This is a genomic window from Paractinoplanes abujensis, from assembly GCF_014204895.1.
Taxonomy (GTDB): domain Bacteria; phylum Actinomycetota; class Actinomycetes; order Mycobacteriales; family Micromonosporaceae; genus Actinoplanes; species Actinoplanes abujensis.
Window position 1 is genome coordinate 5,586,249 of record NZ_JACHMF010000001.1, and the last position, 20,360, is coordinate 5,606,608.

At 71.0% G+C, this 20,360-nt stretch carries 20 protein-coding genes; 11 read left to right on the forward strand and 9 right to left on the reverse strand.

The window, feature by feature from the left end:
- Positions 1–72: 72 nt before the first annotated feature.
- Complete coding sequence (locus BKA14_RS25415) at positions 73–723, reverse strand: response regulator (protein WP_184953372.1); 651 nt, start codon at positions 721–723, stop codon at positions 73–75.
- 224 nt (positions 724–947) lie between these two features.
- Between BKA14_RS25415 and BKA14_RS25420 the strand changes: the two genes are divergently transcribed.
- A complete protein-coding gene (locus BKA14_RS25420) occupies positions 948–2,003 on the forward strand; it encodes a hypothetical protein (RefSeq protein WP_184953373.1) in 1,056 nt (351 codons plus the stop codon).
- The gene (locus BKA14_RS25425) at positions 2,000–2,356 is read left to right on the forward strand and encodes a DoxX family protein (protein ID WP_184953374.1); all 357 of its coding nucleotides are present in this window, start codon (positions 2,000–2,002) and stop codon (positions 2,354–2,356) included. Before BKA14_RS25420 ends, BKA14_RS25425 begins: the two co-directional genes overlap by 4 nt.
- Before the next feature lie 45 nt (positions 2,357–2,401).
- Here BKA14_RS25425 and BKA14_RS25430 read toward each other — a convergent pair whose 3' ends face one another.
- From BKA14_RS25430 to BKA14_RS25445, 4 genes are all read right to left on the reverse strand, one after another.
- The gene (locus tag BKA14_RS25430) at positions 2,402–3,355 is read right to left on the reverse strand and encodes a sensor histidine kinase (protein ID WP_203722706.1); all 954 of its coding nucleotides are present in this window, start codon (positions 3,353–3,355) and stop codon (positions 2,402–2,404) included.
- A 277-nt stretch (positions 3,356–3,632) separates the two neighbouring features.
- Positions 3,633–4,709, reverse strand: coding sequence for a DUF4832 domain-containing protein (locus BKA14_RS25435; protein ID WP_308441617.1), 1,077 nt, complete (start codon positions 4,707–4,709; stop codon positions 3,633–3,635).
- Entirely contained in the window at positions 4,652–4,933 is a 282-nt protein-coding gene (locus tag BKA14_RS25440; RefSeq protein ID WP_184953376.1) for a hypothetical protein, read from the reverse strand. Before BKA14_RS25440 ends, BKA14_RS25435 begins: the two co-directional genes overlap by 58 nt.
- A gap of 19 nt (positions 4,934–4,952) precedes the next feature.
- Complete coding sequence (locus BKA14_RS25445) at positions 4,953–6,089, reverse strand: type III PLP-dependent enzyme (RefSeq protein ID WP_184953377.1); 1,137 nt, start codon at positions 6,087–6,089, stop codon at positions 4,953–4,955.
- A 163-nt stretch (positions 6,090–6,252) separates the two neighbouring features.
- Here BKA14_RS25445 and BKA14_RS25450 point away from each other — a divergent pair, with 163 nt between their 5' ends.
- On the forward strand, positions 6,253–7,182 hold the full coding sequence (locus tag BKA14_RS25450; protein ID WP_184956952.1) for a helix-turn-helix domain-containing protein: 930 nt from the start codon (positions 6,253–6,255) through the stop codon (positions 7,180–7,182).
- Between the two features lie 37 nt (positions 7,183–7,219).
- Here the strand turns inward: BKA14_RS25450 and BKA14_RS25455 are convergent, their stop codons facing one another.
- The 3 genes from BKA14_RS25455 to BKA14_RS25465 form a co-directional block, all read right to left on the reverse strand.
- A complete protein-coding gene (locus BKA14_RS25455) occupies positions 7,220–10,744 on the reverse strand; it encodes a S8 family serine peptidase (RefSeq protein WP_239093477.1) in 3,525 nt (1,174 codons plus the stop codon).
- Between the two features lie 113 nt (positions 10,745–10,857).
- Positions 10,858–11,586, reverse strand: coding sequence for a hypothetical protein (locus tag BKA14_RS25460; RefSeq protein WP_184953378.1), 729 nt, complete (start codon positions 11,584–11,586; stop codon positions 10,858–10,860).
- Positions 11,579–12,169: an RNA polymerase sigma factor gene (locus tag BKA14_RS25465; RefSeq protein ID WP_239093480.1), complete on the reverse strand. Its 591-nt coding sequence runs from the start codon at positions 12,167–12,169 to the stop codon at positions 11,579–11,581. Before BKA14_RS25465 ends, BKA14_RS25460 begins: the two co-directional genes overlap by 8 nt.
- A gap of 73 nt (positions 12,170–12,242) precedes the next feature.
- Between BKA14_RS25465 and BKA14_RS25470 the strand changes: the two genes are divergently transcribed.
- From BKA14_RS25470 to BKA14_RS25495, 6 genes are all read left to right on the forward strand, one after another.
- Complete coding sequence (locus tag BKA14_RS25470) at positions 12,243–13,415, forward strand: hypothetical protein (RefSeq protein ID WP_184953380.1); 1,173 nt, start codon at positions 12,243–12,245, stop codon at positions 13,413–13,415.
- A gap of 180 nt (positions 13,416–13,595) precedes the next feature.
- On the forward strand, positions 13,596–14,582 hold the full coding sequence (locus BKA14_RS25475) for a polysaccharide deacetylase family protein (protein ID WP_239093482.1): 987 nt from the start codon (positions 13,596–13,598) through the stop codon (positions 14,580–14,582).
- Positions 14,583–14,629: 47 nt separating this feature from the next.
- Entirely contained in the window at positions 14,630–15,109 is a 480-nt protein-coding gene (locus BKA14_RS25480) for a permease-like cell division protein FtsX (protein ID WP_184953381.1), read from the forward strand.
- 51 nt (positions 15,110–15,160) lie between these two features.
- Positions 15,161–15,454, forward strand: a complete 294-nt coding sequence (locus BKA14_RS25485; protein WP_184953382.1) for a hypothetical protein — start codon at positions 15,161–15,163, stop codon at positions 15,452–15,454.
- A gap of 104 nt (positions 15,455–15,558) precedes the next feature.
- Positions 15,559–16,347 carry a hypothetical protein gene (locus tag BKA14_RS25490; RefSeq protein ID WP_184953383.1) on the forward strand — a complete coding sequence of 263 codons (789 nt, stop codon included), beginning with the start codon at positions 15,559–15,561 and terminating at the stop codon, positions 16,345–16,347.
- Between the two features lie 10 nt (positions 16,348–16,357).
- Positions 16,358–16,741 (forward strand): VOC family protein, encoded by a 384-nt coding sequence (locus BKA14_RS25495; protein WP_184953384.1) that lies wholly within the window; start codon positions 16,358–16,360, stop codon positions 16,739–16,741.
- Here BKA14_RS25495 and BKA14_RS25500 read toward each other — a convergent pair.
- Complete coding sequence (locus BKA14_RS25500) at positions 16,738–17,556, reverse strand: S1 family peptidase (RefSeq protein ID WP_184953385.1); 819 nt, start codon at positions 17,554–17,556, stop codon at positions 16,738–16,740. The two genes, BKA14_RS25495 and BKA14_RS25500, sit on opposite strands and share 4 nt — an antisense overlap.
- Before the next feature lie 151 nt (positions 17,557–17,707).
- Between BKA14_RS25500 and BKA14_RS25505 the strand changes: the two genes are divergently transcribed.
- Positions 17,708–18,418: a hypothetical protein gene (locus BKA14_RS25505; protein ID WP_184953386.1), complete on the forward strand. Its 711-nt coding sequence runs from the start codon at positions 17,708–17,710 to the stop codon at positions 18,416–18,418.
- Positions 18,419–20,308, forward strand: coding sequence for a CHAT domain-containing protein (locus BKA14_RS25510; protein WP_184953387.1), 1,890 nt, complete (start codon positions 18,419–18,421; stop codon positions 20,306–20,308). It abuts the gene before it with no gap.
- The last annotated feature ends 52 nt before the right edge of the window (positions 20,309–20,360 follow it).

The window sequence follows — 20,360 nt, forward strand, 5'->3', positions numbered from 1 at the left end:
TCAGAGTCGTGAAGCACGCCGGCGACGCAGCGCCAGAACAGACATCGAGACGGCGGTCGTACCCCCGCCAGCTCATTCCTCCAGTCCGTGGCCCCAGACCCACGCGGCGATGCCGACTCGATTACGGACGTCGAGCTTCCGCTGGATGCTGGCGACATGAGTTTTGGCCGTACCGGCCGAGATGAGCAGTTCGGACCCGATCTGCGCGTTGGTCATTCCCTTGGCGACCAGAACAGCGATCTCCGTTTCCCGGTTCGTCAGGGCGTCCACCGGTTTCGGGGCCTTGGGTCTTCCGGCATTCCGATGGTGTTTCAGCAGGTTGACGGTGAGTGAAGGGCTGATCAGCGTGTCGCCCGCCATTGCGGCACGCGTTGCCTCCACCAGCAGCGTCGGCCCGGACCGTTTCAACAGGAAGCCGCAAGCGCCGTAGCTCAGCGCAGTGTGGACGTATTCGTCGAGCTCGAATGTCGTCACCACCACCACCCGCATCGGAGACGTGGCGTCGAGCCCGGCGAGCCGGCGGGTGACCTCCAGCCCGTCCATCCGCGGCATGCGGATGTCGGCCAGCACGACGTCCGGGTTCAATGCCGCGGCGAGTTCGACGGCTTGCAGACCATCGGAGGCTTCGCCGACCACCTCCATGTCCGGTTGCGAATCCAGGACGAGGCGGAATCCCACGCGTACGGCTTCCTGGTCGTCGGCAAGGAGGATGCGAATGGTCACGATCGAAACCGTAGTTGGACTTCACTGCGTTCAGCCACGGGTTCGTCGCGATCCGAGCGCCGCAAGCCGGGCGGGCCGGGCCGGCCGCCCCGGTCGGCTATGCCCTTCGGCAGAGGCTCTTCCTTGCCCCGGTCCGGCCCGGCCCGGCCGCTCTGCAGTTCGGCAGATGTGCCGACCGGCCCGTCCCGGCAGGCTGAGCTGCGATCGACCTCAAAGGAGGAAGCATGGTGAGCCAGGCCGCCGAACCACGTCCGGTACCCGGGCGATTCAACCGGACGACCTTGATCGGTTACACGGCCTTCTTCGCGCTGTTGCTGTACGGGTTGGCCCATACCTACTGGGCTCTCGGGGGAGCCGGCTTTCCCTTCGGCGCCGACGACGCCAACCCCGAGTATTCGGCGTTCCCGCACCTCGGGCGCGACAGGCTGGCCCCGTGGATCGCGGGCTGGCTGTTGGGCAGCGCTGCGGTCGCGCTTCTCATGGCGCTGCCGGGACGGCGGCGGATTCCTACCCTGTTCCTGGTAGGCGCCTCCGCGATCTCGGCCGCCACCGTGTTCTTCGCCCTCGCCGACTTCCGCATCCTCGGCAATGTGGCATACCTGTTCATGCTGAAGTTCAGCGCGATCAACTGGACCGTCCTCAACCAGCTGTTCGCGGTGGTCTCCGTGGGCCTCATGGTCGCGTCGGCGGTCGTCTATCAGCGTCGCGTGTCCGGTGCGTGCACCCGCTGCGGACGTTCCAGCGCCACCGCCGGCTGGACCTCGCCGCAGGTTGCCGCCCGCTGGGGCCGGAAAGCCGCGTACCTGGCGGTCGTCGTCCCCCTGCTGTACGCCAGCACCCGGTGGGCCTGGGTGCTGGGCTTCCCGCTCGGCCTGTCCGACCAGCTGTGGGAGGAAGGCCAGAAGGACCACCTCTGGCTCTACGGCGCTGCGCTGGCCACCATGGGGGCGCTCGGCTCGCTGCTCACGTTGGGCCTGGTGCAACGCTGGGGCGAAGTGTTTCCCCGGTGGATGGTCGGCCTCCGGGGCCGGCGGGTGCCCCTGTCCCTGGCCGTCGTCCCGGCCGCCCTGGTCTCGATCATGGTGACGATCGCCGGGGTGATGTACATCCGGCTGCACTTCCAGGGAGCTTTCGACAATCAGAAGGAGGACTGGGGTGCCACGGTACCGGAAATGATCTGGCCGATTTGGGGTCTCGCCCTGGCCACCGCCACCCTCGCCTATTACTTCCGGCGGCGCGGTGTGTGCAAACGATGCGCCCGCGGTGAGGGGTTCAAGTGAACGCTGCCTATGTCACGCTCACCGTCATCGCTTCGGTCTTCACCGGCTCCGCCGCGATCTTCTACCTGATCGGCCACAAATATCCGCAAGCGCAGCTGGAGATGAAGAAGCTGCCGCCGTACTGGATGTCCCGGCTCGGCGGCATCCTGGCGGCCGGCGCGCTGGGTCTTCTGATGGGCTTCGTGGTGCCGGCTGTCGGCACCTTGGCCGCGGTGGGACTCATTCTTTATTTCATCCTCGCGATCGGCGCCCATCTGCGCGTCGGATCGCGCAACATCATCGGTGCGATCGTGTTTCTCACCACGCTGGTCGCTCAGCTGGTGGTGGCAGTGGCTGATCACCGGCCCTGGTGACCTGCGGCCGCTCGTACGTCGAGGAAACCGGGATCGGCAGTGGGCTCAGTCCATCGGCAGGTGCGCGGTGACCCGCCAGCCGTGCCCACCGTGGACGCCGAACTCCAGAGTCCCGCCGAGGGCCCGGACGCGTCCGGCCAGCTCCTCCAGTCCGGTCGAACGATGGTGCCCACGGTCACCGAAAGGGCTGCCACCGGGCTCGATGACGCGAGGCGGGCCGTTGATCACGGACACCGTGAGCACCGGCTGGGAGCGCTCGGAGCCGACCACCACGGACACGGTCACCGACGGTGTGCTGCCGGCGTGCCGACGTATGTTGGTCAGCGCCTCCACCACCAACCGATGCCCGGTGCTCGCCACTTCGCGGGGCACTCGGCGGATCTCTTCGCCGGACCGGTCGACGATCAGACGCACGTCGGCCGGACCGGCCGCTCGGAACCGGTCGACGATGTCCGCGATGTCGTCCAGGCCGTGGCACTCCCGCTGCGTCTCGTCCGCCGCTTCCCGCCCGAGCACAGCTGTGGCGTCGCCGGACCGGAGAATGCCGACGGTCCGGTCCATGGAGCCCAGAGCTTGCAGGCCGCAGGCTTCGATCTGCTGAAGCAACAGCAGCAGCTTCTCCGGCTTTTCCGCGCCGATCACTTGGGCCGCTTGAGCCAGCGCGACGACACCGGACACGTCGTGAGCGACGAAGTCGTGCAGATCGCCCGCCAACTGGAGGCGCTGACCAAGACGGGCCTCGTGCACCGCCTGGAACCTGCGGGTCTCCAGACGGCGCAGAGCGCCGCCGGTGGCGGCCGCGGCGACGGCGACGAGCGCGAAGAACGCGCCCTGCGCGGCAGTCTCCGTCGCGGTCGGGGGGATCTGAAGCCGGAAGAGTGCAGTCGACGCCAGCACCCCCAGCACAACGCAAAGCACGACCGCCTGCCGTGTCTCCGCGTAGCGGGCAACGAGACAAATCAGGAGCAGAAGCCCAGCTATCTCCACCAGCGTGACCACGCCGGTGGTCTTCTCCGATGCTGGTGGGTCGCTCGACAGAGTGCCCAGGGCGGAGCTCACAGCCACCACGACAACGACCACCGGCAAGACCATCCGGTTCCGGACACGCAGTGCGACGGCTGCGACAACACCCAGTACGGCGACCGTCATGGGCAAGACCGACGCAGTCATGCAGTTTCCCGAGCCACGTCGCGTGGCCTGCCTGGCATTCGCTGATGCTGACAGCACGTGGCTGTGACTCCGCTGAGAGTCGCGCCCGCCGACGGGATATCGGCGTTCAGCTGATCCGCAACGTGATGCCCAGGTTGTTGCGGCCGGTTCTGGTGTCCCACACGCCCTGGTCGGCCAGGTGGATGGCGTACGCGGGGATGGTGGCCAGGCGGGGGGACGGGTCGGGCAGCGAGAGGGCCAGACTGTAAGCACCGGCGGCGGGGGCCGTGAAGGTCGCGCGCAGGGTCACCTCCTGGCCGGGGAGCAGGGTGCGCAGGTCGGCGGGGATGCGGACCGTGGTGGTGCGGCCGGCGGTGGTGGTCAGCAGCAGGTTGACGGGCCGGTTGGTGAGGGGGGCGGCGAAGCCGTCGTTGGTCAGGATCAGCTGGGCGGTGACCTGGGTGCCCCGGGTGGCCGTGGTCGGGAGGGTGGCGCGGACCAGGCGCAGGCGGTAGCCGAGGCGGCGGGCGGCCTCGGTGCGGCCGGCGGCGCCCCACGAGGTGAGGACCTCGGCGTTGAAGGACGGGTTGAGGTAGGTCCAGTGGTAGCGGGCCATCTCGCTGCGTGCGTTGGGCCACGTGGAGCGTGACGAGACGTCGCAGGTTTCGCCGCCTACGAGTGTGGTGGTCGAAGCGGCCAGCCACGCGGTGTCGTCGGGGGCGGTGAACGTTCCGTAGTCGTCGGTGCCGGCCAGGAAGCAGTCGTTGTGCAGCCCGATGCGGGTCACGCCGGGGAAGAGCCGGCGCTTGTATTCGGGGGTGCGCACCTGGATCTGGGTGGTGGGGCCGGTGGCCGCGAGCAGGGCGGCCAGCACGGCCTTGCGGTCGGCCCAGTTCTGGGGGGTCAGCACGCCGGGCGACGTCGAGAAGTTGTCGCTGTAGTACCACTCGCCCCACTGGCCGATGAAGCCCGCCTGCAACGCGGCGATCACCTCGGCGTTCGCTTGGAGAGTGGGGGCCAGCTGGGTGATGTGCTCGAGGACGCGGGTCAGCGGGGCGTCGGCGGAAGAGGTGTCGCTGTACGAGAAGCGGAGCACGATCTTGACGCCGGCTGCGCGGACCGCGGTGAGGTCGGCCCCGATCCGGGTCAGGTCGGCGGCGGACAGCGCGGTGTCGCGGGCGAGGTAGTAATGCCGGTAGACCAGGCTGCGGGCCTCAGTGAGGGGGCCCGGGTGAGGTCGGCGGCGATCAGCGGCTCGTACGCAGCGCCCAGCCGGGTCTCGCTGTACGTGAAGAAGCCGCGCCCGGGGTTGGCGAAGACCTCCGACGAAGCGGGGTAGGACCTGGTCGCGGCCTGGGCCGGGCCGGGCGGGAGGAGCACGGCGACGGCCAGGGCCGCGACGGTCAGCAGGCGCATGACCCGGCTCATCGGCCGGATCAGGCCGAAATCAAGGAGAAACGACTGTGCGCAGCGGCGGCAGTCCGTTGAAGCCGACCGCCGAATAGGTCGCCGTGTACGCGCCTGTTCCGTGGATCCGGATCACCTCGCCGGCCGCCAGGTCCAGCGGGAGATCGTAGGGCGCGTGCTGATACAGAATGTCGACGCTGTCGCAGGTCGGACCGGCCAGGATGACCGGGCCGGTGGGACCGCCGCGGGGGGCCGTCAACTCGTACTGGATGGCCTCGTCCTCGGTTTCGGCCAGCCCGCCGAACCGGCCCACGTCGAGGTAGACCCAGCGCGGCTCGTCGTCGTACGACTTGCGGGACACCAGCACCACCTGCGTGTGCAGGACCCCGGCCGGACCGGCGATGTAGCGTCCGGGCTCGATCATGAGAGACGGCGGCTTGTGTCCGAAATGGCGACGAACGGCGTCGAAAACAGCGGAGGCGAACGCGGAGATCGGCGCCACCGGCGTGCGATAGGGCACCGGGAAGCCGCCGCCCGCGTTGAGAATCCGCAGCGAGATGCCCGACTGCTCGAGCACCTTGAAGATCCAGGCCGCGGTGGCGATCGACGGCTCCCACCGGTCGGGGTGCAGCTGCTGCGAACCCACGTGGAAGGCGATGCCCGCCGGGTCGAGCCCGCGCAACGCGGCCACCTTCATCAGCTCGGCCGCCATCTCGGGCACGCACCCGAACTTGCGCGACAGCGGCCATCGGGCGCCGTCGCTCGACGCCAGCACCCGGCACAGCACCGAGGAGCCGGGCGCATGCGTGACGATCTTGTCGAGCTCCATGTCGCTGTCGAACGAGAACATCCGGACCCCACGGGCGTACGCGTACGCGATGTCCTCGCTTTTCTTGATCGTGTTGCCGTAGCTGAGGTCGCCCGGGGACGCGCCCGCGGCCAGGCAGAGGTCGATCTCGGCCCGGCTCGCCACGTCGAACTGGCAGCCGGCGGCGACCAGCGCCCGGAGCAACGGTGGCTCGGGGTTGGCCTTGACGGCATAGTGGACGCCGGCCCCGGCGAAGGCGTGCGCGATCCGCTCGTACTGGGTGCGGGCCACGTCCACATCGATCACCAGGCAGGGCGTCTGGTCCAGGCCGGCCTGCAGGAACTGTTGTGCATCTGCGGTCACTGTCATGGCTTCGTGTCCTCATCGGCGACGGGGCAACGATCGGTATGACGGGCTAGCAATTGGACACAGCGTACTTCTGCCGATGCGTTCCGTGGTTATTCGACTGTGACAACAAGAACGGATCTGCCCGGGCCGACCCGGACGAATTACTGTGGTCGCCGTGTTCGACATGCTCTCCGCGCCGGAGCAGCAGGCGTATCGGCTGCTGGTGCGCATGGCCGGCGCCGCCCCGGCCGATCTTGCGGCGCAGGCCGCCTTGCCCGGCGACGAGGCCCGGGCCCTGCTCGAGGCGCTGCACCGCAAGGGGCTGGCCACCGCCGGCCCGATCTTCCACGCCCTGCCGGCCGACGTCGCGCTGGGCGACGCCCTGCTGCGCGAGCAGCAGTCGCTGGAGTCGGCCCGCCGGCTGGTGGCCACGCTGAGCGAGGAATACCGCACGAACGCGCGCCGCCGCAGCCCCGAGCATCTGGTCGAGATCGTGACCGGCGCGGCCGCGCTGCGCGACCGGCTGCGCGAGATGCAGGACTCGGCCCGCGAGGAGATCCTCTGGTTCTGCCGGGCCAACCCGATAGCGATGCAGGGCCCGGAGAACACCGAGGAGTTGACGGCCCTCGACCGGGGCGTCCGGTATCGCGCGATCTACGAGCGCGAATTGCTGGAGAAGCCCGGCGAACTGGAGAGCATCGTCGACGCCATGAAACTCGGTGAACTTTCCCGCACGCTCCCCCAGCTGCCCGTACGCCTGGCCGTGGCCGACCGCGCGCTGGCGATCTGCCCGCTCGTGCCGGACGCGGCGCGCGGCGTCGGGGAGCCCACCGCGGCCCTGATCCGCCCCAGTGAGCTCCTCGACGCCCTGGTCGCCCTCTTCGAGAGCTATTGGGAGCGCGCCACCCCGCTGCGACCCGACGGCAGCGAGGAGGAGCCCGACAAGTTGTTGCTTTCGCTGTTCGTCGCGGGGTTGCCCGACAAGTCCATCGCGACCCAGCTCGGCGTCAGCCGCAGGACTGTCCAGCGCCGCCTCGACCGCCTGATGGAGGCGGCCGGCGTGGACACCCGGGCCGGCTTGGCGTTCCAGGCCGCCCGCCGAGGCTGGTTGTAAGCGCCGCAGGCGGGCCAGCGGTCTTCTGCCAGCGGCCTCATCGGCCGTACGCCCTGATCACGGTCTGCTCGACCGAGTTGCCCGATTCATCGGAGGCGGCGACGCGCAGCGACACCGGGCCCCGGCCGGGCGGGACGAGCACAACCGACCCCAGCATGAGCGCCGGTTTCCAGCTGCGACCGTCGTCGGCCGAGGTGGCGACCGAGACCTGCCGGGCGCCCGGCACCCGCACGGTCAGCAGATCCAGGGCGCTGATCCCGTACGAGACCTGGAGCAGCGGCAATGTCCCACCCGAACCCGACTTGAAGGTCCACGAGGTCGACGTCGACGTGCCGTACAGCCAGTCGTCGCCGCCGCGGGCGGTCGCCATGTCGAGCCGGTACGTCGCGTTCCCGGCCGGCACGGTGACGTCCTGCCAGCCGTTCGGCAGGTCGGCGACCACGCGGCCGTTACGCGACAGCTCGGCCCCGGAATCCGTGACCAGGTAGTGCCGGTCGGTGCTGTCCACGAACGACGCCACCCGCAGCTGCAGCGTGTTGCCCGTCCGGGTGCTGGTGTGACCGGACGGCGTGGCCGGGCGGACCACCGGCGCGTACCAGGACTCCGACGACGAGCCGGCCCGGGCGTACGAGACCGGGTCCTCGACGATTCCCCCTTGCAGAGCGCCACCCATGTTGTTCCACGGGAACTCGTGGTGAACCTGGTGCTGCCACACGCTGTCACCGGTCGAGACCCATTCCTCACGTACGGTCGGCGTCCGCACGTCGCGTTGCGTGTCGTTCCACGAGTACTCCTGATACGGCCGCCATCCGAAGCGCTGCTCGCGGACCCAGTCGAAGCCGCCGTTGTGGGCGTAGCGCGAGCTGATCCGGCGCGAGTTGGCCGCGGTCACCTGGTGCACGATCCCGTTGGGCACCTGACCCCGGCTGACCTGGAACACGTCGTACAGGTAGGGGCTGTTGGTCGTGAGCGTGAGCGAGATGCTCGCACCCGCAGCAGCCGCGCGGGCCAGGATCCGCTGCCCGTCGTCGTGCGCCACCAGCGCGACCGGGATCGGCAGGCGCGTCTCGGCGCTCGGATCCCACGGCTGCCAGGCGCTGGTGTCGGCGGGCACCGCCACCAGCGCGATCGCCGCCCCGGCGGCGGCCGCCGCCCGCGCGGCCTCGTCCGCGTTGTCGGACTCGAGCACCACGGCCTGGCCGCGCACGTTACCGCCGAGCCCCTTCACGAGGCCGAAACGGCGAGTTCCCTCGTACGCCGGGGAGTTGACGCACAGATTGATGTCGAGCTCACCGGTCACGCCCGGAATGCTCGCCTGCACCAGTGGGGCCACGAGCTGCCAGCGCGACGAGAACTCGTAGCTGCCCCGGCGCAGCTTCGCGGTCGGCGTGACGTTGATCTTCTGGACCGCGCTGAAGTTCATGAAGCCGTTGATGATGCCGCGGCCGCTGCCGGTCATCCGTCGTACGTAATAACTCTCGACCGTCCGCTGCTCGGCCGGCTTCGGCGTCACGATCCGGATCGGCTTGGCCGTCCGGGCGTCGAGCACCACGGTCAGATCCCGGTCGACCTTGAGCTCGGGAATGGTGACCAGATTGTCCTGCTCGTCCTGGGGGCCGCCGCTGGGGATCGTGGCGTCGACCAGGTAGTCCCCCTCGGCCACCTGGAACGTCTTGGTCTCACCGGTCATCAGGAAGTTGAGGATGTCGAAGCGCCGGTCGTCCCCGAACGCCTGCAGCACCGGCACCGGCGCGGGCCGGCCGTCCCGGCCCACGGCCTTGAACGTGACCAGATGCCGTCGTTTGTCGAGAGTGCCGCCAAGCGCGGTCGTGACCTGCACGCCGCCCGGCGCGGTGGCGGTGAGCCAGCCGTCGAGCTGCCCCGGCTCCACGGCCGGGAGGTTCCAGCCGAGCGTCGCCTCGGCACTGCCACCCGCCGGAACGCTCACGGTCGCGGGGGCCACGGTGATCTGCGGCAAGGAGGAACGCAAGGTCAGAGTGACAGGCGCGGCGCCGGTGTTGGTGTAGGTGACCTTGCGTGTCACCGCCGGGTCGCCCAGGGCGTGCAACCCGAAGTCGGCGATCCCGGTGCCCGAGACGTTCTGGCGAACGGCGCGGGCCACATCGACCCGGCCCGACCCTTGCCCGTAGACCGGAGTGCCGGCCGTCGTCACCGCGGTGCTGACCAGCGCGTTCTTGATCTGCGGGCCGGACCAGTCCGGGTGCTGCTGCGCGACGACGGCGGCCGCCCCCGCGACGTGCGGCGTGGCCATCGACGTGCCGTTGGCCGCGGTGTAGAGCTCGTCGACGGGCTCACCCATCGCGGTGCCGGCGGCGCGCGCGGCCACGATCCCGACGCCGGGCGCGGTGATCTCGGGCTTGAGCCCCTCGTCGCCCGGTCGCGGGCCACGGCTGGAGAAGCCGGCCAGCTGGTTGTCGCGGTCGACGGCGCCCACGGTCAGCGCCGACGGGGCCGCACCGGGCGTGCCGACCGCGTAGTCGGTGCCCTCGTTGCCCGCCGCCACCACGAACAGCGCGCCGGTGGAGGCGCTGAGCTCGTCCACCGCGGCGCTCATAGGGTCGGTGCCGTCGGTCGCGCTGCCGCCCAGGCTCATGTTGACGACCTTGGCCCCGGCGCCCGCGGCCCACTCCATGCCCGCGATGATGCCGCTCTCGTAGCCGGTGCCGCTGTCGTCGAGCACCTTGCCGATCAGCAGTTTCGCCCCGGGCGCGACGCCCTTGCGGGTGCCGCCGGACCCCGCGCCCGAGCCGGCCACCGTGGCCGCCACGTGGGTGCCGTGTCCGAAGTGGTCGGCGGTGTCGGGGCTGCCGCTGAAGTCGCGCGCCTCGGTGACGCGCCCGGCCAGGTCGGGGTGGTTCTGGTCGGCCCCGGTGTCGAGCACGGCCACGGTCACGCCGGTGCCGTCCAGCCCGGCCTTCCAGGCCTCGGGCGCGCCGATCTGGGCCGTGCTGCGGTCGAGCACCGGCGTGACCCGGCCGTCGAGCCAGATCCGGTCGGTGGTCGCGGTGCGGGCGGCGCTTGCGGCTCCGGCTTGCGTACGCCAGAAGGCCGCGAGGGAGTCCTTGTCGGCGCGCACCGCTACGGCCCCGATGCTGGGCAGCGCGGTGCCGGCCGGGGCGCCCAGCGTACGGGCGGTGTCCGCGCCCCGGGCCGACCGGACGATCAGCGGGAGGGTGTCGCGGGCGGCGTCGCCGTAGCCCTGGTCGACCAGCCGCTGCACGTCGAACAGTTCGGCATCGACGCGCCCGGCGGCGAGCAGCGGTACGGCGTCGGCGGGGACCACCCGTACGCCGTCCCGGGTCTCGACCGTCGTGAACGACATGCGCTCGCGACCGGGGGCCGGCCGCACCGACGCCGCCACCCGCCCGTCGCCCGCGGGCACGAGCTGGACGACGTCGCCGGTGATCAGCGTGATCGACCGGGCCGCGGGCGACGGGGCCGGGGCGGCAGCGGCCGGTCCTGGCGGGGACACGGCCGCTGCGCCGGCTCCGATCAGGAGGCCGGCCGTCAGGACACCGGTCAGGCGTTTACTTCGTGACAAGGCCGACTCCTCAGCGCTCGGGATGAACGCATTGTGAAGTCGGTCGATCTCCAGCCGGGAGATCCCGGCCCTGCCGCACAGGCGACATGGCGCGATGTGGACAACCGTCGATTTCAAGAAAGTGACAGAGCTGTTGCCTTCGCGGCGGCCAGGCTGGTGAAGCCCTCCAACCGGTACGTCACCTGATCCCGCTCCCAGATCAGGGTGGGGGTGGCCAGCCGGGCGGTGGCGGTGTGCTCCTGACCGAAGCGGTCGACGTAGGTGAGCGTGTGCGGCTCGGGCAACCAGATCGACATGCCCGGCCCCATGTCGACCCATTCGGCGTCGCGCGCCTGCTTCACGAAGGCCCCCGCGGAACCGGCGAACTGGTCGAACCGCACGCTGCCGCCGCGATAGACCGCGCTGACCACCCGGGGCACGCCGTTGTCGTCGGGGTCGGCCAGCTCGACGCGCTCCGGCGGGCCGAGAGCGGACGGGAGCTTGACGGTGAACGGCGCGCGCTGCCGGGCCTGCTCCAGGGTCACCACGCCGGTCGAGGGCAGCGGGCTGGGCGCCGGGGCGGGTGGCGCGGGCCGGGCCTCGCGGCGCACCTCGATGCCGGCCACCCGGAGCACCTGCACGACCGCGTCGACGACCGCGGCGCGGGCCGGCGCCACGGCGCCGACGGTCACGGCCAGGGCGGCCAGCGCGGACGCCACGTAGAGCCGCCAACGGCGCCGGGGGCGTACGGGATCGGAAAGCCGGGAACGCACGGCAGCGCGCTGGTCGGCCGCCTCGGGCACGGCCAGGAAGCCGTCGAGCTCGCGCAGCTCGGCGATCAGGTCGTCGTGCGGCTCAGGCACCGGGCACCTCCCCGGCCCGCAGGTGCTCGCGCAACCGGGTCAGCGCCCGCGCGGTACGTGACTTCACGGTGCCCTTGGGCACACCCAGCGCCACCGCCGTCTCCTGCTCGCTCAGGTCGAGCAGGTAGCGGCAGACCAGCACGTCCTGGTCGCGCTGGGCCAGCAACCGCAGGTTGTCGAGCAGGCGCTGCCGGCGCTCGCGGGCCAGGACGGTGTCGGCCGGATCGGGCTCGTCGGGCCGCGGCTCGGTGGCGGCGGCCGCCCGCAGGGCCAGACCGTCGCGGCGGCGGCGCGACCGGTGCAGGTTGCGGGTCTCGTTGGCCACGATGGCGAGCAGCCACGGGCGGAAGCCGGACTCGCCGCGGTATCGCGACAACTGCCGGTACGCCTTCACCAGCGCCTCCTGCACCACGTCGTCGGCGTCGTCACCCGCGCCGAGCAGCACGGCGGCGCGATGCGCGGGCACGGTGTAGCGGGCGACCAGGACCTCGTAGGCCCCCAGGTCGCCGGCCCGGGCCCGGCTCACCGCCGTGGCGTCGTCGATTTCTGTGGCCTCTTTCAGCCTCGGCTCCTCTGTCCGCACCGACACTGCACTGACACCGGCCGGCGCGGAAAGGTTCCCGGAACCCTTTGCCGGCTGGTGGTGTCTGGATGGCATGACCACACGCCGCTCGTTCCTCGCCCTTTCCGGCGGAGCGCTCGCCGCCCTGGCCGGTTGCCGGTCACGTCAGGCCACCGCCGTCACGCCGGTTCCGGATGTGCTGCTGGCCGGCGCCCGCGACGGTGTCGTCCGGCTCGCGGGCGCCGCGTCGCAATCGTTCGGCGCCGGTTCGGTGCTGAGCCGGGACGGCGCGATCGCCTACGCGGTCGAGGGCGACCACCTGGTGCGGATCGACGCGGCGACCGGGGCATCCCTCCAGAAGCAGCCGATCGGGGGTGGATGGATGCCCCGGGTGGTCGCCGAATCGGGCCAGGAGTGCGTGCTGGCCCCGGATCCAGCTGCCGACCCGCCACCCGGCCGGGCCATGTCGCCGCTGCTGGTGGCGGGGAAGAAGCTCACTCTGCCCGGTTGTGTCGAGCCGGACGCGTTCACGGCCGACGGCCAGGGACTTTTCGTGCTCGACTGGCTTCCGGCGAGCAAGCCCGACCACTACCGCGTGCGGCTGCTGAGCCTGGCCGACGGCCAGGTGTCGCCGCTGTTCACCCGGGACAAGCGACCCGTCCCGGAGGGCGCCGAGGAGCAGATGCGGGGCCGGGGACGACAGGCGGTGTATTCGCGGGCGCGGCAGACGCTCTACACGCTCTACACGCACCAGCCCGAGCATCAGCACACCCGTGATCTGCTCCACGGCACGCGCAGCCATGTGCACGCCTTCGTGCACGTGCTGCACCTGAGCGAGCAGTGGGCGTACTGCCTCGATCTGCCCGATCCGTTCGGGCAGGGGCCGGCCGAGGGGCACGCGCTGGCCGTCGACGGGCAGCGGATCGCGGTGCTGGACACGGCGTCGGGGTCGATCGCGTACGCCGGGGCCGAGTCCCTGGCGATCGAGCGGGTCGTCCGGATTCCGGCCGGGAAGGGCCGGGCCGGCCTCGTGTTCGGCGAGCACCTCTACGCGGCCGACGGCGCCACCGTGCACGTGCTCGACGGCAAGACGCCGGCCGCCACGTGGACGCTGCCGGCGGCGGTCCGGGGCCTGCGGCTCAGCCCGGACGGGTCGCGGCTTTATGCGGGCGGCGACAACGAGGTGGTCTGGCTCGACGCCGCGTCGGGCTCGCTGCGGGGGCGAGTGCGCGTGGACGGACTGACCGACGTTCTTTCCGTTAAATGACCGAAACTTACGGTCAATGCATTCTCCATGTGGCTTCCGATAAGGCGAAAGTTTCCGGAACTAGGCGGTTGACTCACCTCGGGCACGCTCCCAAGATGGGGGAGCACAGTGACGTACGTCGATAGCGCGGCGGCTTCCACCGGTCGCCGCGCCTCCCCGACCACGACGAAGGTGATTCCTGTGATCAGAAGGTTCCGTCCCCTCCTCCTCACCGCCCTGGCCGCCGTCCTGGCCGGCGCGGGCACAGTCGCGCTCTCCACACCGGCGCAGGCGGCCAGCTGCCAGAACGGCTACGTCGGCCTGACCTACGACGACGGGCCCAACCCGAGCACCACCACTCAGCTGCTGAACGCCTTGCGCAGCAACGGTTTGCGGGCCACGATGTTCAACACCGGGCAGAACGCGGCGGCCAACCCCGGGCTCGTCGCGGCCCAGGTCTCGGCGGGCATGTGGGTGGCCAACCACAGCTACACCCACCCGCACATGCTCAACTTGAGCCAGGGCGCCATGTCGGACGAGCTGTCGCGCACCCAGACGGCGATCCGTAACGGGGGCGGAGGAACCCCGACGATCTTCCGGCCGCCGTACGGGGAAACCAACGCGACCCTGCAGTCGGCCGCCTCGGCCCTGGGGCTGCGCACCGTGACCTGGGACGTCGACTCGCAGGACTGGAACGGCGCCAGCACCGCGCAGATCGTGCAGGCGGCCGCGCGGCTGACCAACGGGCAGCTCATCCTGATGCACGACAACTACCAGAGCACCATCGCGGCCGTCCCGCAGATCGCGGCCGGGCTGGCCCAGCGCGGCCTGTGCGCCGGCATGATCTCGTCGTCGACCGGCCGCGCCGTGGCCCCCTCGGGCGGCTCCAACCCGACCACTCCCCCGCCCACCGGCGGCGGATCCTGCACCACCACCTACACCGCCGGGCAGCAGTGGAGCGACCGGTTCAACGGCTCGGTGGCCGTGAGCGGCACGAACAACTGGATCGTCACGGTGACCCTGCGCTCGCCGCAGCGCGTGATCGCGACCTGGAACGCGTCGGTCAGCTACGACAGCACCGGACTGGTGATGACCGCACGCCCCAACGGGAACGGCAACACGTTCGGCCTCACGATCCAGCACGGCGGCAACTGGACGTGGCCGTCACTGAGCTGCCGTACGGCCTGACGGTTATCGATGCGCACGGGCGGGCTGGCAGTTGTTAGAGTCCGCCCGTGCGCCGTCTGCTGATCGCCGTCCTTGCCGCCTTCGCCCTGCTGGGCCCGAGCGGCTGCAGCCTTTTTCAGGACGAACAGAAGGACAACGAGGCGAAGAAGATCGAGAAGCTGCTGGGCGAGGACCCGGTGTTCTCCGTCTTCCTGCGCCCCGACGTCACCGCCGGGCAGAAGACCACCATCGAGAGCTACCTGGGCGGCCTCGACGGCATCAAGAGGGTGCAGTTCGAGACCCGGGCCGAGGCGTACGAGCGGTTCAAGGACCTGTGGTCCGACGACCCCGAGTTCGTCCGGTCGGTGAGCGAGGACGCGCTGCCCGAGACGTACCGGGTGCACATGACCTCGGTCGACGCGGTGCGGAAGGTGCGCGACGGCACCGAGATGGCGAACATCAAGAATCTGCCCGGCGTGCAGGACACGGTCGTCGCGTGCCTGACCACCGACGAGTGCAGGGAACTGCTGAAGCAAGTCCCGAAGTGATCTTCGGAGTGGCGGATCGGATTTTCGTTACCAAATCCGTACATTAGCGACATGGCAACGAACTCACTCCGCGGCGTGCTGCTGCGGTCGTTGCCTGTTCTGCTCCTGCTGCTGACGCTGGGCCTGACCGCGCCGCAGACGACAACACAGGTGCTCTCCTCCGCGGGCGTGGGCCACAGTGCCGCCGCCACGCCGGACTCCTTCGCCGACGACTCCACCGACGAGGTGGAAGAGGCGCTTTCCCGTACGCCGGACGGCCCCGTCGCCGACGTCGCCCGGGTTCTCACCGCGCAGCGCGCCGCCGGCGTCACCGGCTCCCGCGCCCCGCCGGTCGTTCTCGCCTGATCACGCGCTGACGGCCGGCCGGCCGTCCCGTGGTCGCCGCCCGCGCCGTCCCGCCGAAGTGGACCGCGCGCCTCCCCATCTCGACGCGGACAGGACACCTGGCGATGAACAACGTTGTTGCCGAAATGCTGCTGACCACCCCGGCCCCGGCCGCCATCTGGGCCACCCTGTGGATCCTCACCCTGCCCGCCGTGCTGGTGCTGGCCAACCCCGAGGCGATGCGCAACCCCGGCGAGGCGCTGCGGTCGCTGGCCCGGTTCCTGCGGCTGCCGGCCGGCCGGGGCGAGCGCAAGCGCGAGGCCGCGCTGGAGGCCCTGGCCGCCACCCAGTTCGCCGAGGAGGTGCGGGTCGCCGCCGACCGGGCCGCGCTGGCCGCCGAGCGGTGGCACGAGCGCTGGGAGGCGTCGACCGACGAGGTGACCGAGGCGTGGCAGGCCTGGCTCGACGCGGACGCCCGGCTGCGGGTGCGGCGGGCCGCGGCGGCGTTCGGCACGCCGTGGAGCGCGCAGACCCCGACCGAGTACGCGGCCCGCGAACGCTTCCTGCACAAGGCCGTGCGCACCGCGGCCGGCAACGGCTGGCTTCCGGCCGCCGCGGTCGCCGACGCCCTGGCCGGCCGGGCCGGCTGGGACGCCCGCCTGCACCCGCTGGACCAGGAACTCGTGGTCTTCCGGGCCGCCGCGGGCCACCTGCGCGACCGCTACGAGCGGGCCGTGGCGGCCGAGAAGACCGCCCGCCACGACGCCACGCTGGCCCGCCGCACGAGCGACAGCCTGCGCCAGGAAGCCTGGATCGCGGCCGAGCGGGCCACCGGCCTGCGCCGCCTGGTGCCGGCCCGCCTGTCGATCACCGCGCCCGCGAGCGAGCCTGCGGTGGCCGCGGTCTGGCACTAGGTTGCCGGGTATGGCCACGCATTGGACGCTCGGCGGGGACGCTACTGATCCGCAGCGGCTGGCCGCCTTCTGGGCGCAGGCGCTGGGTTACGTGCCGGAGGACGGCTACGACGATCCCGACGGCGCCTCGATCGTCGACCCCGCGGGCCGCGGCCCGGCTGTCAGTTTCCTGCGCGTGCCCGAGGTCAAGACCACGAAAAACCGGTTCCACATCGACATCCGGGTGGCCGGCGAGCCGCCGTGGGACCCGGACGACCGCGCCCGCCTGATCCTGGCCAAGGTGGCCGAGCTGGTCACCGCGGGCGCGACCGAGATCCGCACCGAGCACTACGGCGACCAGCTGGGCCACGTGGTGATGCTCGACCCCGAGGGCAACGAGTTCTGCGTCGCCTAGGGCTTCGTCAGGAGGCAGCCCGACTTGGCGAGGTCGATCACGCGCGAGGCGTTCAGGCACGTTGTGAACCAATAAGTCTGCTGACCGTAGCTCTGCCCCTGGGAAACCGTGATCGTGCCGTCAGCGGCGACCTCACAGGGGTTGTTGAGGGTGCAGCGCTCGCCGTCGTCGTTGCCGGTGTTGTTGATGCCGACGATCTGGCCGCTGGAGGCGCTGACGATCGGCGAGCCCGAGGTGCCGTGGATGGTGTCGCAGGCGGTGTCGTACCGGATCGAGTCCCGCCACGTCCAGTCGCCCTCGCGCAGCTGCGGGACGAACGCGTCGACCTTGCAGTTCCAGATCCGTTTCCAGTACGACGACGGGATCGCGATGCTCGTGCCCGCGGCCGGGCGGCTGCTCGCGATGGTCAGCGCGGTCGCCCCGTACCGGCTCTGCAGGGTGGCGAAGGTGCTGGTCAGGCGGTAGAGCGCGACGTCGGTACCGGTCATCGTGGCGTAGAGCACGCGGTCGGCGCGGACCGTGCCGAGCGACCCGCCGGTGCCGTTGAGCAGCGTGCCCGAGCGGGACGAGGTGCGGTTCTGCAGCACCTGGCCGTTGCTCAGGAAGCCGCCCTCGTAGCAGTGGCCGTTGGTCAGCATCATGGCCCGGTCGCTGCTCACCGAGGACGGGTAGCGCACCAGCGAGGCCGAGCAGTTGCTCAGCGCGATGGTGCCGGCGAGCGTGGTGGCCGCGACAGCGTGGGCCGGGGTGGCCACGAGACCGGTCATGCCGGCGATCGCGGCGGCCGCGGTGACGAGGAACCGTCGTACGCGCATGGGGGTTTCCCTTCTGGTAGACGCCCGCAGCCTGGCACCGCAAAAAATCGATGTCAATCAATAACATGGGGGTCATACCTACGGTCCGTTGTGCGGGTTGCCCGGGCGGGCCACGATGGACCTCCACCAGCCGTCGACGGGGAGCGCGATCATGGGAACGGCCCGGAAGTTCAGCAAGGTCCTGCACTCCGAGCTCGACGTGCACGCGGCCTGGCTGCCCGTCACCAACACGTTCGCCCTGGGTGACTACGGCGTGGTCAGCGACGGCGTCTTCGTCAAGATGGGCAACATCGCCGAGTACGGCGTCACGTTCACGCCCGCGACGGGTGCGCCGACCAAGCTGCGCTTTCGGTCCGACGGCACGCGGGTCACCAAGTTTCTGGCCGGCGCCGAGGTGCCGAACATCCCGCAGGTCGACCTGGAAGCGTCGATCCGCATCGAGTTCTCCACAAAGGACTCGTTCTACGTCGACGCGCCGGTGCTGACGGTCGAGTCCATGCAGGACGTGGCCGAAGTCGGTGCGGCGCTTCGCAAAGCCGAGGGCTGGCGCCGCAAGTACCGGGTGGTGTCTTCCACGTACGCGGCTCAGGGTTGCACGATCATCTCGTCGCGCGAGGCCAACACCGCGTTCGAGCTCAACGCCACCGCGAACGTGTTGCACCTGCTCGAACTGGGTCAGGCGCAGGGCGGCATCACGCTGTCCGGCGAACGGGCGGCCGGGCTCGAGGTGATCGGCGCGAGCGGGGTCGTGGGGTTGCGGCTGTTCAAGTTGCGCCGGCTCACCGGCAGCACCGACGTGCTGCGCTCCGACTCTTTCGACATCGACTACGAGACCGAGGGTGACCTGGAGGACGACGTTTAGATGCGCTCCGAGCTGATCGAGTTCTTCCGCTTCGACGACCAGAACTCGGGCATGCTCCGGCGGGGCGACCGGTTCCTGCGGGCCCGCGGCAACGAGCCGGTCACCGAGGTGCGGATCCCGATCGGCCACGGCGAGTTCCTGCGCCGGCTCGACCACCTGCGCTACGCCGTCGAGCACGACGAGGGCCGCCGCGACGAATCCCTGCACCAGCTGTCCCGCGTGGTCAGCGAGGTGCTCGGGCCCTGGCCGGCCGAGACCGAGCCGGTGCAGATCGACCTGGTCACCAACGCCGCCGAGCTCAGCGCGCTGCCGTTCGAGCTGGCCGTCGGCGGATCGCCCCTCGTGCTGACCAGGCGGGTGCGCACCGGCGCTCACGGCGAGCGGCACATCTGGTGGTCGAAGCCGCGGGTGCTGTTCGCCGCCGCGTCCCCGGCCGGCGCGGGCACGCCGGTGCCGCTGGAGGAACACCGGGCCGCGCTGCGCGACGCGCTCAAGCCGTGGAGCGAGCCGCTGCCGGTGCCCGGGCTGGCCGACGCCGTCCGCGACAACCGCCGCATGCTGACCACGATCGACCGGGCCAGCCTGAGCCGGATCCGGGCCGCCGCCCGGGCTGCCACGGCCGAGGGCCGCCCCTACACGCACCTGCACGTGCTGGCCCACGGCTGCGACGTCGGCGACAAGTTCGAGCCGGCCTTCGGGGTCGCGTTGTTCGACGACGACGACCGGAACATGGCCGCGGTGACGCCGGACATGCTGCGCGCGGTGATCCAGGAGATCGAGCCCGGCCCGGTCGTGGTGACGCTGGCGGTCTGCGACGGCGGCAACGAGTCGAACAGCGTCACCGGCGGCGGCAGCCTGGCCCACGCGCTGCACGTGTCGGGGGTGCCGGTCGTGCTGGCCTCGCAGTTCCCGCTGACCTTCGCCGGGTCCACCACGTTCGCCCGCAGCTTCTACGACCCCGTGCTGGCCGGGGCCGACGTGCGCGAGGCGCTGCACGAGACCCGCACCCGGCTGCACGGCCAAGGCGCCGAGACCGCGCACGACTGGGCCAGCCTGGTCGCCTACGTGCAACTGCCCGAGGACTATCAGGACCGGCTCTACGAGGTGGCCATGCAGGCCGAGATGGCGTCGCTGCGTACGGCTCAGCTGTGGTCGGACCGCCTGGTCAACGAGGGCATCACCGACCCCGGGGCGTTCGACACGGTGGCCGGCCGGCTGGGCTCGCGGATCGCGTCGCTCCAGGGCTACGTCGAAGGCGCGGTCGCCGCGCCCGCCGAGGCGGCCCGGCTGGAGAACCTGGGCATCCTCGGCAGCGCCCAGAAGCGGTATGCGGAACTGGCCTTCCAGCGGGCCCGCCTGGGCGAGACGGGCGACTGGGCGGCCACGGCCCGCGAACGGCTGACCGAGGCCCGCGAGTGGTATCTGCAGGGCTTCACCCGCAACCTGTCCCACCACTGGCACGGCGTGCAGGCGTTGTCGCTGGAGGCCGCGCTGACCGGGCGCATCGAACGGGTCGGCCAGTGGTACGCCGCCCGCGAGGCCGCCGCGGCCGACGACGACGCGTGGGCGCCCGGGTCGCTGGCCGAGTTGCTGCTGCTGGCCCCGTTCGCGGGCCGCACCGGGGCCCTCGACGAGGCCGAGGAACAGCTGGCCGAGCTGGTGACGCGCACCCGCGCCCAATGGCCGGCCGACGACCCGTTCCCGGTCGACTCCACGATCCGCCAGTTCGGCCGCTACCTGCGCTGGTGGACGGCCGCGCACGGCTACTTCCCGGGCCCCCGCGGCGACCTGACCGCCGAGGCGGCGCGCCTGCTGGAACGGCTCAGGGCGCTGTCGGCACCGTCCAGTCGAGCACCGGAGTCCCCTGCAGGGCCAACGGAACGCACATGACCAGCAGCAGGGCCACAATCCAGCCGACCACGCGGCGGAAGATGTCGCCCTC